This window comes from Bradyrhizobium sp. RDM12, assembly GCF_051917485.1.
GTDB lineage: Bacteria > Pseudomonadota > Alphaproteobacteria > Rhizobiales > Xanthobacteraceae > Bradyrhizobium.
Genome location: NZ_CM133064.1, coordinates 6,978,166 through 6,992,546, shown reverse-complemented (window position 1 = coordinate 6,992,546; position 14,381 = coordinate 6,978,166). Strand labels below are relative to the sequence as shown.

Annotated in this window: 14 protein-coding genes; 6 read left to right on the top strand and 8 right to left on the bottom strand. The window is 61.8% G+C overall.

All coding sequences use genetic code 11. From position 1 onward, the window contains the following. Positions 1-55: 55 nt before the first annotated feature. Positions 56-1,084 (bottom strand): DUF4424 domain-containing protein, encoded by a 1,029-nt coding sequence (locus ACTGJ9_RS34150; RefSeq protein ID WP_456674628.1) that lies wholly within the window; start codon positions 1,082-1,084, stop codon positions 56-58. 51 nt (positions 1,085-1,135) lie between these two features. Continuing rightward, the gene (locus ACTGJ9_RS34145; protein ID WP_456674627.1) at positions 1,136-1,417 is read right to left on the bottom strand and encodes a hypothetical protein; all 282 of its coding nucleotides are present in this window, start codon (positions 1,415-1,417) and stop codon (positions 1,136-1,138) included. Between the two features lie 158 nt (positions 1,418-1,575). On the opposite strand from ACTGJ9_RS34145, the gene ACTGJ9_RS34140 reads away from it, so the two are divergent. From ACTGJ9_RS34140 to ACTGJ9_RS34125, 4 genes are all read left to right on the top strand, one after another. Beyond that, positions 1,576-2,742: a hypothetical protein gene (locus ACTGJ9_RS34140; protein ID WP_456674626.1), complete on the top strand. Its 1,167-nt coding sequence runs from the start codon at positions 1,576-1,578 to the stop codon at positions 2,740-2,742. After that, positions 2,708-3,340, top strand: a complete 633-nt coding sequence (locus ACTGJ9_RS34135) for a hypothetical protein (protein WP_456674625.1) — start codon at positions 2,708-2,710, stop codon at positions 3,338-3,340. The genes ACTGJ9_RS34140 and ACTGJ9_RS34135 overlap by 35 nt, the downstream gene beginning before the upstream one ends. A 136-nt stretch (positions 3,341-3,476) precedes the next feature. Then, a complete protein-coding gene (locus ACTGJ9_RS34130) occupies positions 3,477-5,297 on the top strand; it encodes a caspase family protein (RefSeq protein ID WP_456678717.1) in 1,821 nt (606 codons plus the stop codon). Between the two features lie 19 nt (positions 5,298-5,316). Then, a complete protein-coding gene (locus ACTGJ9_RS34125) occupies positions 5,317-5,976 on the top strand; it encodes a DUF4384 domain-containing protein (protein WP_456674624.1) in 660 nt (219 codons plus the stop codon). A 19-nt stretch (positions 5,977-5,995) separates the two neighbouring features. On the opposite strand, the gene ACTGJ9_RS34120 is transcribed toward ACTGJ9_RS34125, so the two are convergent. The 4 genes from ACTGJ9_RS34120 to ACTGJ9_RS34105 all read right to left on the bottom strand — a co-directional run bounded on the left by ACTGJ9_RS34120 (position 5,996) and on the right by ACTGJ9_RS34105 (position 10,119). After that, the gene (locus ACTGJ9_RS34120) at positions 5,996-7,174 is read right to left on the bottom strand and encodes a hypothetical protein (protein ID WP_456674623.1); all 1,179 of its coding nucleotides are present in this window, start codon (positions 7,172-7,174) and stop codon (positions 5,996-5,998) included. Between the two features lie 92 nt (positions 7,175-7,266). Beyond that, the gene (locus ACTGJ9_RS34115) at positions 7,267-7,794 is read right to left on the bottom strand and encodes a hypothetical protein (protein ID WP_456674622.1); all 528 of its coding nucleotides are present in this window, start codon (positions 7,792-7,794) and stop codon (positions 7,267-7,269) included. Beyond that, a complete protein-coding gene (locus ACTGJ9_RS34110) occupies positions 7,697-8,212 on the bottom strand; it encodes a hypothetical protein (protein ID WP_456674621.1) in 516 nt (171 codons plus the stop codon). The genes ACTGJ9_RS34115 and ACTGJ9_RS34110 overlap by 98 nt, the downstream gene beginning before the upstream one ends. 119 nt (positions 8,213-8,331) lie before the next feature. Beyond that, a complete protein-coding gene (locus tag ACTGJ9_RS34105) occupies positions 8,332-10,119 on the bottom strand; it encodes a caspase family protein (protein ID WP_456674620.1) in 1,788 nt (595 codons plus the stop codon). Positions 10,120-10,514: 395 nt separating this feature from the next. Here ACTGJ9_RS34105 and ACTGJ9_RS34100 point away from each other — a divergent pair, with 395 nt between their 5' ends. Beyond that, entirely contained in the window at positions 10,515-10,967 is a 453-nt protein-coding gene (locus ACTGJ9_RS34100) for a hypothetical protein (protein ID WP_456674619.1), read from the top strand. After that, entirely contained in the window at positions 10,924-11,484 is a 561-nt protein-coding gene (locus ACTGJ9_RS34095; protein ID WP_456674618.1) for a hypothetical protein, read from the top strand. Before ACTGJ9_RS34100 ends, ACTGJ9_RS34095 begins: the two co-directional genes overlap by 44 nt. Positions 11,485-11,642: 158 nt before the next feature. On the opposite strand, the gene ACTGJ9_RS34090 is transcribed toward ACTGJ9_RS34095, so the two are convergent. Continuing rightward, positions 11,643-12,755: an SMP-30/gluconolactonase/LRE family protein gene (locus ACTGJ9_RS34090; RefSeq protein ID WP_456674617.1), complete on the bottom strand. Its 1,113-nt coding sequence runs from the start codon at positions 12,753-12,755 to the stop codon at positions 11,643-11,645. Between the two features lie 357 nt (positions 12,756-13,112). Further along, a complete protein-coding gene (locus ACTGJ9_RS34085) occupies positions 13,113-14,138 on the bottom strand; it encodes an LVIVD repeat-containing protein (RefSeq protein WP_456674616.1) in 1,026 nt (341 codons plus the stop codon). Between the last annotated feature and the right edge of the window lie 243 nt (positions 14,139-14,381).

Below are 14,381 nucleotides of genomic sequence, written 5' to 3'. Positions count from 1 at the left end.
TGCTCAATCAATGAGCTAAAGTCCGCGATGACAGTTCATCCCAATTCATCGCGGTTTAGAATTTTCCGATCATCAGGATCTTCAGGTCGGTATCCGGTTTGAAGTCGCTTGCCGTATATTCAGGCGCGCCCCCTGCAGGCGATGCCTTGAGCCGACCTTGACAGAAGCTGACCAGGCGGTCGCTGCCGCCGGCGTCGATGGTCAGCTTGAACGATCGGATCGGACCTGCCCAATTCGCGCCGGTCTTGAGCACGTATGATATGCGCCGCTCCCCCAGCTTCGCGCTGTTGTCCTGGCCGCCGCCTGCGCGCTTATCAAGCTCGGCGAGGAAGGCATCCGTGATACAATATTCCTTCCGATAACGTGCGACCTCCGGACCAAGCGCGCTGTTGCGGCGCAGGCCTGCGCGCAGGATAGTGTCTGGGCTGGAGCCGACGCTCGGCCGGTACTGATGTTCAACGACAACGGTGCGCGCGGGCGGGAACACCTGCTGACGTACGGCGGAGGTCCTGGTGACCCAGCCGGGTGCATATTGCTGCCGACCGTTGTCGCTCATGCCGGCAGGAATCAAGAGCCCGTCGTCCACCAGCCTCGTCCGGATTGTAGCGGGCAGGTCGGCCACCCGGATCTCCCGGCTGCCGATCGGCAGCAGCGGCAGCTTGAACTGGCGGAGCTGAGCGCTGACATCCTTGTCGCCAATCATGGCGCGCTGATCGATGGTCAGCGGCGCCGGGCTGCCGTCGACCCTGGTCTCGAAGTCGACGAAGTTCACCGGGTCGTTCGACGGCAGGGCAATATTGTCGGCTTCCGAGAGGTCGATGTCAGGCAGCGGAAAGGCCACAGTCAGCGTGACCGGCCTGTCGGTGATGTTGGCGAACTGATAGCGAACGCTGACCTTGTCGAGCGCGACACGCAGATCCTCGCTCTCCATCGCCACATCGTTGGTGCGAACGAACTGCAGCCCGCCAATCGACAATTCGGCAGCCGAGTCGTTGGCCCGTGCCGGCCAGGCGGTTGCCACCAACAACGCGGCCATCAGGGCCAGTGCCCGGAACGAAGGCTGAAGCCGCGGTTCATTCACCATGCTAGTCTCCATATGGCGTAGCAACATGTGCTGGTTCCGCCCGGCAATGGATCAGTCGACGGCCTGGTAAAGCTCGCCCCATTCGGACTTCCAGACGGCGTCCGGATCCCACACCACGACCGCGAGCTTCACGTCATTGGCGAGCCGGATCGCGCCGCGAAAGGCGTCCTGGGCCGGCAAGGGGGCGCTGACCTGGTCATTTGACAGCCGCCCGCCGCTCGCAGCGGCCGGCATCACGACCGATCCAGTGGCGCCGTCATTGTCGCGTTTCAGGACCAGCGTGATGGCGTCGGGCTGGATTTCGTTGACCTGTTCAAATCTATTCCTTGTCATGAATTCGCACCGCAAGCTGAAGAATTCGGACTATCACCGTCCAGTGATAGAATTGAACGGGATCGAGATTGCTCGCCACTAATTGACGCGCGGCATTAACGGCATCTCGGATTAGTCGGTCCGGCGCGACGATCGGTTCGGGGTACATTGAGGCGAATATGTTTCGTCGATTTTGCTGGACTTGGGTCGTCATCGCCGGTGCCGGCATTTTCGCCACCGCGGCGCACGCCGAGGACGCTATCGTGCGCAGCTTCGCCGGCGGTTCGGCGCCCTCGATGGTAGGCATCGTTCCCGCCAGCGAGGACGTGGAACTGGGGGGCCCCCAGGCGCTCAGCGCCGACGGGCAGGGCAACCTGTTCGTGCTCGACCAGGTCAACGGCCGCATTCTCCAGTTCGATCCCAAGCAACCGAACTCCGCCCCCGACGTCCTGAAGATGCCGAAGGATGTCCAGCCGACCGACCTCGTCGTTCACAACGACGACATCATGGTTTGGGACGGCGGCGTGCGCACGTTGAAGGCAGCGGCGGGGCAGTCCACGCGGGGTCTCGGCGACGAGATCCAGCTCGAGGAGGTCTCAAGCCGCGGCGTAGACGATCAGGTCGCCGTCTCCGCGTTCGCCCAGATGGGGTCGCAGCCGCCAGGCAGCGCAACCGACCTGCTCGACCAGAACACGCGCGCGGCCGTTATCAGGCAGGGACGGCAGCCCGATCGGCAATACATCGCGTCCCGCAGCAAGGGCTCGGTGATCGCCGACGTCATCCCGGACAAGGGCAATTCGAGCGTACGGATCGAGATCCAGACTATGGTCACGAACGAGAGCATTGGCGCGCTCGGTCTGCGCGTGCGGGACCAGCTCGGCACGGTCGAATTTCTCGAGATTGACAACAGCGACCGGTTCTATGTGCTGGCCGAGGACATCCCGCCGTCGGGGAAGAACGCCTCGACCTTCGTCGCACGCTATGCCGCAAACGGTCGTCTCGAGGGAATCTACGAACTGCCACTCGAGAACACCCCGCTGACCAGGCGGTTCGTCACCGTCTCGGGTGATGGCGATGTCTATTTCCTGCGGACCAAGCCGGAGGGTGTCGAAGTGGTCGGCGTTGGCTTCAAACCGCTGGGCAACGTGTCGGTCATCGACGTGCGGCCGTCGCGGACCTCAGCGAAGCCGGCCCCGGCCCCGCGGCCGCCCCGACAACGACGTCAAGTTCAACGCGGCTGCCGCGGTCCGGCCGTCCAATCGTCAGCAGGCGATCGAGACCGCGTTCGCATTCGAAGGCGTGCAGTGGAAATTGACGCAGGCGAACTACGGCAACGATCCGGATAGCCAGTGCAGCGGCTTCAACCGCGTTCGCCGGCCGTGGTACCTTCAGGGCAAGGTGAACCAGGAGGTGCGCGGCGTACCCTATTGCTGGGGCTGCCACGGTTCACTCGCAAACTTTCGGCAGCGGATCGAGAGCGGGACGCTGGCCGGCAACGTTTGCACCCGCAACGCGCCGCGGCCGGACGTGGCGGGCGTTGACTGTTCGGCGTTCGTCAGCGCCGCGTGGGGACTCTCGGTCCACTACACGACCGCGGCCATCCCGGCGATCGCGACGCCCGTGTCGAATCCCTGGGACCTCAAGCCCGGCGATGCGCTCAACAAGCCGGGCTCCCATGTGATGTTATTCCTGCGGTTCACGCCTGATCGCAAGGCGGAGGTGATGGAATCCTCGACCGGTGGATGCAACGGACGCGTCTGCCGGAACGTCTATCCGTTGGCGAGCCTGCTAGCACGTGGCTACAATCCGGTCCGCTTCCGTGCCTTCGCGGATGACCAGACGACGGTTTCGGCGGATGCCTATCAGGAGGACGATGCGCCGACGGGGCGCAAATCGACGGCTGCCAAAGCCGCAACCAACAAGCAAGCGACCAGGAAGCGCTGAACCCCCGCTGTCCTCGGCGCTACAGATGACTATGAACTATTACCGGCTGGCGTTTCGAACACCCGGACGGCGGGCCACCGCCTCGATCCGACAGTCTGGTTCCGGGGCGGTCTGTACGAGGTTGAGGTGGATCAGGATGCGAAGCCCCAGAGGATTTGACCACAGGTTCGGCCGCTTGTGCGCCGCCATCGCGCTCGCCGCGATGATCGGCCTGCCGCTGCAGCATGCCCGGGCGGCGGAAGCGCTTTCGATCAGCAATCCGGATGGCGGCGCCGTGCGTGCGCTCGTGATCGGCATTGATGATTATCAACACGTCCGCAAGCTGAAGGGAGCGGTCGCCGACGCCGCCGATATCGTGTCCAGCCTGAAGACGATGGGGGTTGGCGACGTCGTCGAGCTGACGAATGCCCAAGTCGACAGGTCGAGCGTGCTGCGCGAAATCAGTGCGATGGTGGAGCGGACAAAGACCAACGATCTCGTCTTTCTGTCGATCGCTGGCCATGGGACGCAGGAGCCGGAGCGCATCAAGGGCTCGGAGCCGGACGGCATGGAGAACGTATTCCTGCTGCCAGGCTTCGAAACCACGGCGACTGGATCGGTCGAACGTATTCTGGGAAGCGAGTTCAACCACTTCATCCGGCAGTTCGAACTGCGCGGTGCGAAGGTGATTTTCGTTGCGGACACCTGCCACGGCGGCGGAATGGTGCGCGATATCGATCCGCGGGCCGAGGAGATGAGTTTTCGCCAGGTGCCGCGCTACACGCTGCTGGTCGATGAATTGAAACCGGTGTCGGACAGCAACGATCCGAAGTCCGAGCTCGATCTCGATCACACCGCGTTCCTGGCTGCCGTTGACCGCAATACCAAGGCCCCCGAAGTGCGAATCCCCGGGATCGATGGCCTGCGCGGGGCTCTCAGCTACGCAGTGGCGCGGGCCATGGAGGGCAGCGCGGACATCAATCACGATGGCAAGGTGACACTCAAGGAGCTCTTCGCTAGCGTCCGCCAGGTCGTTTATCAGCTTTCAGACCAGCGCCAGAACATCGTGACGATATCGTCATCTGCGCAGACGCCGGAGACGGACGTCGCCTTCGAACTGACGCGCGGTGTGGTGCTCATTCAGGGGCCGGCCGCGAGAACCGCCACCGCCGCTCAGGCTACGGCTCCCGCCGATGCGAAGGCGCCCCCAGCACCGATTGCCCCGACCAAGGCTCCGACGGTGCCAACACTTGCCGCCGCGCCCAATGCAGCTCCCGGCAATGCAGCTCCGACCGTTGCCGCGGCGACCGGCACCGCGCTCGCCGGCACCGCACCGGCGCCACTCCGTCTTTCAATGCCGATCCGCTTGGCGGCGCTCGACGGCAAGATCAACTATTTCACGGGCGTGAGCGCCAAGGATGTCACCGTACAAACGGTTCAGCCGACGGATAATCCCGACCTGATCTGGGACCCCGTCTCTCGCGACGTGATCGCCTGGGGCGATGTGATCGCCTACGGGATGGACGTGGCCAATTTGCCGACGGTCGTGGATCGCACCGCGGCCATCCGCGAGCTCAAGCGAATGGCGACTCTTTCGCCCCAGACGATGCGTATTTGGCCCGACGATCGGCAGCAGCGCGCCGGCCAGACCATCGAAGTTGAACTGTCTGACGTCGGGGCGAGGGCGCTGTTGCTGTTCAATGTGTCAGGGGATGGAACCATCCAGATGTTGTATCCCGTGGGTACGGATGCGCCGTTGGCCAAATCGCCGAGCTTGCGGCTGCCGCTCAGGGTCGGCGAGCCTTTTGGTGCCGAGCAGATTGTCGCGGTGACCTCGCAGCAGCGAATGTCCGAGCTTGAGACCGTCCTGATCCTGCTCAATCGGCGTCGTGCATCGGGGCAATTGGTCAAGAGTCTCGAGCGTTACCTGCCAGCGGACGCGCGGATCGCCTCGATCGGGTTCTTCAGTGCTCCCTGACAGGTTGACCGGGGGAGCCATGTCGCGATCGGAGCCGACCCGCCGCAAGCGAATACACTTTACGTTGCTGCTCCTGCTGACGGGCGGGCCGGCGCTCTCAGCGGCGCTGCCCCCGGAATCCCCGCATGCAAGCCCGGCGATCACACCATCGCTTTGGCGAATCCAGATCACGCGCGGACAGGCCGGTGCGGTGCCGAGCAATTCCGCGAACGTGTCCCTCGAGATCCTGCCTGGTCCGACCGTCGAGGTCGGCGGCAAGGTATCGTTCGGCGTAACTTCCAGAAAAAAGGTCTATCTCATCCTGGTCGATGTGGATGCGGAAGGACGGATGTCCCAGATCTTTCCGACTCCCGAGTTGGTGGAGCAGTCAGACGAACGCGACATCAATCTGGTCAAGCCCGGCGTCCAGTTCGTCGTACCGACGCCAGCAGCGCGGCAACGTGGCTTCGAGTATGTCGTCGCGCCGCCGACCGGCTCGGCCATCATGGTTGCGATCCTCAGTGAGCGGCGTGTGCAATTGATCGATTTGCCGGATCTCCCGCGCAAGCTGCAGAGCCAGGCCGACGCGTTGAGCTACCTGGCGGCCTGGACCAGCGAGTTGCGTGTGCCGGACAGCGCCAGCGGAAGACTGGTGTCGAACAATTGGTCGCTGGACGTCAAATCCTATTCCATCAAGTAAACTGGGGCCGTCGACTGGCTCAGAACTTGAACCCGATGGTAAGCGTGCCGGATGTTTCCATCTTGCCGTCAACCGAGCAGCTGCCGTTGAGCGCGATACTGACACGCCCGAACTTCGCGACGTCGACGCTGACTCCGACGCGAGAGAAATCGGTTGGTGAACTCGGGATCATGAAATTCACGTTGTCGAGCGCCCAGAAGGGCAGCTTGCCCTGCAAGTCGGTTTTCCAGAGCAGTTCGACAAAAATATGCCGCAGCGCGTCCGGGTCGACGATGACGGTACCTTTGCTGTCCCTGACCACAAAGCCCATCTCGTCGATGTGAAAGTTGCAGATCCGCTTCGAGACGGCACAGTGCACCGAGGTGAGATCGGGCAGGTTCTTTGAATCGCCGAACCGGGCCGAAGCCTTGGGATCCATCGCCGGCCCGGTTCGCGGGTCGGTCGTCGCGACCGGTCTTTCTTCCGGAAATGTCTGCCAGATTTGCCGAAAGCCGATGCCCTCGGTTGCCAGGAACGAGGCATTGCCGACGAAATGACCGCGGCCGGATCGTTCTCCGCGGAAAAAGACGCTGTTGCCGGCGGGATATTTCAGATTCGTCAGCACATCGAGAAGCCGGTTGTGATCCTTGGCGACGAAATTGATGCCGTCGAGCACGAGCCGTCCTGCCTCCAGGTGCGAACCGATGTGCTCGTCGAGATCGACGCCGAGACCTTTCACCCGCTGGTAGATCTTCCTGAACACCTCGGTGTCTCTCGCGGTAACGACCCGGGCCCGTCGCAGCGCGTCGAGACGCCGCTCATCGTCTCTCTCCAGAAGGTAGATCCGGCACAGCCCGGGCCGGTCGATCGCAATGTCGAGATGCACGTGCGGAGCTTTGCCGGTCTGCGTGAAGCCGACGCTCTTGACCCCGGCCTTTAGCCACGGGTCATAACCCGGCATGTCGATCTGGTCAGAGCCCAGCCGCGGCGCCTTGCCGGCGGCGTCGAGCAATTGCCGCCAGTTGTCGCACATGAAGTCGAAGCCAAGCGGATTCCAGTACGGCACAAGGTCGTGGATCTTGTAGAAGCCGTAAAGCTGAATGCCGGCTTCGTGCAGTTTCAGCGCGACCTTGTTCATATCCGCCCGCATCGCGGCGCGGTCCTGGCCCGTGTTGCCGGCTCTCGGTGCGGTGTTCGGGTCGAAGGGGCTGCCCGTCATCTGCGAAGGTCTCCTCGCGTCACCACGGCGGAAGCTAGCAGGTGGCCGCCTAGCCGGCTACTCCGTGACCGGCGGCAGCCGTTCCTGCAAATCTACAGCTTGCTCAAGCGGCCGTAGAAACCGCCCCGGGCGATCATGTAATGAATGTCTTTCGGAAAAGGGAAAGCGTCGCGAACGTTTGAAATTGCTTGTTTGAGGAATTCACCGTGATGCGAGGCGGGCTTGTGGCCCAGGGGCGATTGATCGGCGACCTGCGGAATCATGAAGCGGTCCACGTAAGCTGGATCCAGATCATTGACCCTGACCATCTGCCCGAAAGCGGGAAATGCGTCATAGTGACCCACGCTCACATTGAGGTTCTTGAGGGCAGGGCGCGGTGAGGGAGCACGATCGCCGTCGAGCGTTGCCAGTCCACGTCCGATCAAATCCAGCTTCACCGATTGCGAAAGCGTTGACGGACCGTAGATGATTTCCAATGCGCAGGTGCTCTGTCCAGACAACCATTGGTACCAGAACGTCGCGTCATCGGGCTGTGCCATCGCGCCATAAAGGCAGTCGAATCCCCAGCAGGCCGACAGGTTCGGCTGATACTTTCCGAGGCTTCCGACCAGATTGCGCATGCCGTTCCCCCCGCCAGAATGGCAGGCGATGATGAGCTTGCCAATCTGGAGCTGGAGTACGGATTCCGAGCCAGGCTTGGTCCCAAAGCCGGCCGGTTCCGAAAGCAAGAGCCAGCCACTTGGCAAGAGCCCCGAGTATTTCGTCGAGGTAGCGTTCGCCCCATTTGGCGGAGGCCAGATCCTTGACGTTGTAGTTTCCGGCAAAGCTGCCGGCGACGGCATATTCATAACCCAGGAATGGCGCGATCAGCACGACGTCCCTGCCGGAATCCCGGACCTGTTCGCGCAAGCGCGCGGGATCATTGCGGAACAGGTACTCATGATCCCTGACGTAGAATCCATGCAGCCAGAGCACGACGTCGAACTTGGTGGCGGTCGTGAGGTGCTTCGGCGGGAGATAGACCGCCGTCGGCCTCATGCCGGGCGCCTGCCGTTTGGTGAAGAGTGTCACACCCGGAAAGGTGCCGATATCCTTCTGCTCCAGTTCGCACGTTGTCACTCGGATCGCTCCGCTTCGGACACCTCTTCTTCGGTGCGCTAGTTGCAGACCTCGACGTTTCCAGCATCGCCGGCGCGATCGCTGCCGCCGCGATATTCGAGGTGGCAGCCACGATTGACCTGCCGACACAGAAGCCGGTCGCAATAGATCTGGCCACTGCTTCCCTTGGCGGTCGTCTGCTGCCGTGGCGCGGCAGCCTGCGCAGCCGGAGCGAGCCTTTCGCGGGCCGGCCGATCCGCGCGGGTCGGGCGCTCGCCCGTGCTGCGGTTTGCAACGGGCTTCTTGCCGCCCCGTTTCTCGCATTCATTGTCGTCATTGAGGAACGAGCCCTCGGCGCAAGTGATCTTGCTGCACTGGTCGCCCTCGGCTCGGTAGCCGTGGCCGCAGATCACAGGACAGACCCGCGACGGCCTGAGCTTGATTGCGTCAAGCGCATCGAGACTCGCAAGCTTGGAGTTGAACTTGGTCCCCGCCTGGCGATTAAACAGCGCCAGCGAGCGCTGCGAATTCGCATTCCATTCGCCATTGACGGCTCCCGTGAAGCATCCCACGCGGCTCAATTCGCTCTGTACCAATTTGGCAAGATCGGCTTGAGGGATATCGCCCTTGGCGGGATTGGCTTGCTGCGGACCCTCGCTCAGCGCAGCGATTTTTGCGTTCGTGTCGTTCTGGATGGAGTTAGCCGCCGGAGGCGAACCAACCGCGAGGGAATTTTCAGTCGTGGAGCTCGGGGTGAGTGCGGCGATGATCGATGCCTCGGAGGCGGCCCGCTTCCGCTCGGCATCAGCCACTTGCTGCTGCGCCGCCTGCTTTGTCGTTTCGGCGGCAGCGCGGGCGTCCTCCGCTGCCTTCAGGTCTTCGGCCGCCTTTTCCTGGTCGGTGCGCTGGGCGCCTTCGGAAGCCAGCTTAACACGCTGCTGCTCGGCCTGCCGCGCTTTCTCGGCCGCCGCAATCCGTGCGTCCTCCGCTTCGATCTGCTTGAGCTGAAGCTTTGCCAGGCTGGCGTAATACCCGTCCGGATGCTGGCTCAGGAATACACCCAGGGCGGCCTTGTTGTTGAGTTGCAACGCCAGTTCGTAGTCACGGCGGACGTCGGTCTGGGGATTAGCCGCCGCAGGCGTCGGTTCCTCTTTGGCAGCCGGCACCAGAGCAACGTCCTCGCCTCCCAAGGAGCCGTAGACGTAGGGCTCCTGGCGGTTTCCTGTAGCTTGCAGGACATCGTCGCGGACGAAGCCAAAGACCCTGCGCAGGTCGAGGCCCGGCTTTGCAATGTATTTAACCAGAGCCGTTGCGTATGGGCTGTTCTTGCTGTTGCCGTCGAGCGCCGTCAAGCCGGCCTTTGCTGCGAAGGCGATCAGCGTATTGGACACGGTGGGCTCGACCCTGGCGAGCCCGCGACTGATCGATCGTGAGGCGACCGTTCGCTTCATGGTGTCGGCAAAAGGATTGTTGCGGCACGCATCGACGATCACGACCCGAAGCTGCCTCGCAGGCTCGACCGCCAGCAGCACACGGTCGAGCGAGAACGCCTCGTCGTAAATGTCCGTATCGCGTTCAAGCCTGGCGTCGGTCGGGATCAGATAGTTTGTGCCATCGATCTCGATCCCGTGGCCTGCGTAGTAGACGAGAGCAATGTCGGCGTCGCGTGTTTGATCAGCGAAATCCCTCAGGGCTCGCTTCATGTCCGTCGCGGCGAGATTGAGCCTCGAGTCGACTACGTCAAACCCTGCGGCTTTCAAGGTCGCTGCGATGGCGGCGGCGTCGTTGACCGGGTTCGGAAGCAGGGGAGCGTTTTGGTAGGTGGAATTGCCGACCACCAAGGCCACGCGCTTCGTCGCGGAAGCCGGCTCAGCAGTCAGGACCAGCAAGGCGCCCGAGGAGAAGGGCGAATAACCTGATTTGCGTATAAAAGCTCATGGCGCAACTTCCAGCATCAGCCGAGAGAGAGGGGAGCTTTAACGAAGATGGGCCGCGCAGAATGCTCCTAAAATAAGCTCGCGGCGGCCGCTTGTCTCCGTACAGGAGCAGTCTCGAGCCCGATCCATTCCTATGGGTCGCGTTTTTCAGTGAACGCGTTCAAAGGCCTGGGACAATTGTCGGGTCGGGCGCGTTCGGCATGATTGCCGCTGATCGGGGTTTAAATTCTAATGTAATGTGTTGATATGTCTTGCTTTTCGATCTTCTTCCGTGGCGCCGTTGAAGCGCACAAATCGGGCTAGGCTTGGCCGGGATCAAAGTTCCGCTGGCGGCGCATCAAGCGGATGTGAAATCCGGTGTTGGAGCTGCGGATCGATCGATTTGGTCGAGAGCTCTTCGCCGGCTTGATTGGCCGATCACCGAGATCGTGCACGGATCGGAAAAGGAGTTGCAGCATACTCCGGGCATGGATCTGGGCAGGGTCTTCGGCTTCGTTCGCAAAGACGTGATGAAAGCCACCGGCAACAGGCAGGAGCCGTATGTGTACGGTACGCATCGCGGTGACAATGTGCCGCTCGTGCCAGGACCACCCAAGGAAGCGGTCGCCGCAGCGCGCCAACCGGCCCGCCGCCGCTGCCCGCTATGCCGGTGCTCTCGCCACGTGCCGAACTTCGCCGCGACTATGAACTCAAATTTGCTTGGCAGCCTCGCGCATGTCCGTTCCGCTGAAACTTTACATCACGCCGTTTGCCGATAGAGGCGTTCTCGAGCCTGCGCAATGGGGTTGCGACACGGCGAAGAAGGCGCTTGATGTCGTCAATACGATCTGGGCGAAGGCCAAGATCGCGTTCGTGATCAGCGATTGCGTCATCGAAAGGTCGCTCGACATGGCTAAGAGCCGGCGCAGCAGCGATGAGGTCGTGCTGGGTGTTCTGGCGTCCAGGCATGACCCCGGCAATGCCGTCCACATCTACCTCGTCAATTCTATTCCAAATCTGAACGCTGGCGGGGGCTCGTTCCCGAACGGCGTTCCTGAGCCGGCGAGCTTCGTGCAGTGGTATGGCAATGACCACGCCAATGGACGCGCCTGGGCACACGAGCTTGGGCATCTGATGGAGCTCGATCACATCGAGATCGACTATTCCAACGAGAAGCAGGCGGCGCAGCGTGTCAAGAACCTCATGGTGCCTGGATTGAGCGCGGGCAGCGATTTGACCGGCCAGCAGATCGGCACGGCCAAGGGCTCAAAGCTGGTCAAGAGATTTGGCGGTTAAGCCGCGCCCTCGCTGCAGGCGCCGGTGCCGGCGAAACGGTCGGTCTGCGCCTGCGCGCGCGTTGCAACTTCGGAGATCATGCGGCCGGAGCCGGGTATTCCCTCATGTGGTGTATGCGCGCTGATGTAGCGGACAATGCCGTAGGCCTCACGACGAGGTCAGGGTTGAGCCGCTAACCGCACGCCGCCGTCCGGCCCGATCAGTCCGGGATAGGGCGCCTTGAACTTGTAGATGGTTCCGCTGACGGCCCCCTCCATATAGATGTACTGGTTGTCCTCACCTCCGAAGGCAAAGTTCGTGGCCGACGAATCACCATTAGGCAGGGGCACATAACCGATGATGAAGCCCCGCGGATCATACTCGATGACTCCGCCGATGCCACACGCAGCCCAGAGATTCCCATGTACGTCATAGTGGATGCCGTCAGGGCCACCATTGCCGGGATTGTAGCTTCCCGCCGTGGCAAAGAAGAACGTCGTGTGCGACGGATCGTTCGCGCAGTCGGCGCAGGCGGGATTCGGCCCTCGAAGGAACGAATAATACAGCATCCGGTTGCTTGCATAATCGGCAATAGCCAGCGTGCCGTCGTCAGGTGAAACGGCTATGCCGTTGGGAAAACTACCGGTGGTGATGATGCGTCGGAGAATCCCGTCCTTCGAATATTGATAGACTGCACCGGTCCGATCCGCAGCATCGGGGCCGGGTCCTGTTCCCCATGGATCGGTGAAATACAGGTTGCCTTCGGCGTCGAAGTCGAGATCATTTGGGCCCTTGAAGAGTTCGTTATGGAAAGTCGAAACGAGCGAGCTTAGTTTCTTCGTCTCCGGTTCATAGACCAGGACGCCAAGGTGGCGCGTCGTGACGTAAAGCTTGCCGTCATGCCAACGCGTGCCCTGCGGCTCGCATGCGGGACCGAGGTCTCCTTTCGGGTTGCAGTTGAACACGGGGATCAGCTTGGCGTCGGGAGTGAGGTAGGACACCCAACCACTGCCAATCGCAACAAACCAGAAATTGCCTGCCTTGTCGAAGGCGCCGCCTTCAAGAAACTTTCCCTGCGGCTGATCATGGATATCCGCGAACAACGTGACGGGTCCGATGCCGGGCGGCGGGGGCGGCACGCCCCACGGCTGCACTTGCTCCGGCGATGGCGGACCGGGGAGCGGTGGCGCAGGGACGGACTGGACCTGTGCCGATGCGTTATGCACCGTGGCTGCCGAGCCAAAGAATACGAGCGAGAGAACACAAACGGCACTTGCCAGCTTCGCTGTCATGACGGTTTCCTCCGACGCGTTTTGTTTCGGTAGCTCGCTCCCTGCACCGCATTTCGAACATCAGCTCAAAACATGGCATGAACATGGGCTGAGGAGTTTTTCCTGCCGAAGCAGCCCGGATCAGGGTGGGCCAGGACCTACGCGCCCCGGAGGGCTGTAAGCGCGAAGGCTTCAATCTGGAGTCCGCGATATTCGATCCGACGAGGAGGCCCTCGTCGGGCGCCGTATATTGGAGAGGAGGTGGGGCCGGTTGTGCTTCAGCCCAAGCTTCGACGGGGCGGGCGAGATCTTCCTCAAAATGGTCATCGTCAGGCAAGCGGGAACGCCCCACGAAATAGCCGCGGCGCATTCGGGGCTTCACCCCTTGTATTGCACGATATAGAGGCCCGCGCTGAAGTCTGTGACGTAGCACAGGGCGTTCTTGTCAACGAACACGTCGGCGGAGTGGAGTACGATCGGACGGTTGGGGCGGGGGTCCATCCATTTTGCCGGCGGCGGCGGCACGAAGGCGCCGATCTCCGTCGGACGAAACTGATTCCTGATGTCGTATATGCGCAGCCCCGCGTTTTGATAGGTCGCGAAGATGACGTCCTCGCTATAGAACGACTCCGGCCGATTTTCGTGGACGTTGTGCGGCCCGAAATGGCCTCCTACCTTGAGATAGTCCTTGTCCGACGGTGCCGGGAAAGTCGAGATGCTGATCGGGTTGGACTTGATCTGGTTGTCGAAGATCCAAATCGGCTTGAACCCGTCCTCCTGATTGTCGAGCACCGTCTCATCGACAACAACCAGCAGATTGCGATCCGGCAGCGGGAGGGCATTGTGCGTGCCGCCGCCGAACGGCGGGGCCCACATTTTGTGGGTGATGAGTTTTGGACTCGACTTGTCCTTTACATCGACGACGGCGAGGCAAGCATCGCGCCAACTACAATAGGCCACGTCATCCCGGACGATCGGATGGTGCAGGCCAAAACGGCCGTTCTGCGTCGGCCAGTTCGGGGCTTCGCCGGCCGCAATGTTCATGCCGGGCAGCCAGTACTTCCCCACGAGCTGCGGCTTGGCTGGATCGGCGAGGTCGATCACGACCATGATGTAGTCGGAAAAGCCGTCCAGTAAGGCCGATCCATAGGCCCAGCGCCCTCCGGTCCAATAGAGGCGATGCAATCCAGTGCCTTCAACCGGCATGAAGCCAATCTGCCGGGGTGCGCCCGGCGTCGAAATATCATAGACCGCCATGCCCGCAGACCAGTCGCGCTTCTCTGGCTTTCCGCTCGCGTGGTCACTGACTGAACCTTTGTAGTAGTTCTTCTCGTCGGCGAGTTCAGCCTGCGCGAACATGTCCTTGTTATGAATGACAAGAAGCTTGTCGTCCGCCGCCTGCAAATGGAGCGTCCACGTGTTGTGCGGCGCTGAGACATATTTGACGGTCTTTGATTCTTGGGATCGCGCACGTCTATGACTGTAAAACCCTTGGAGAAGATATGGCCGACATAGGCGAAGCCCTTGTGGACCATGATCTGGACCCCGTCGCATCGTCCGCCTTGGTCGCTGTAGCCGACCAGCTTGAGGTTCGAGGTGGCGTGGTCGGGTTTGGGAAGATCATTGCTCATCGGGTTGCCTCTGAAC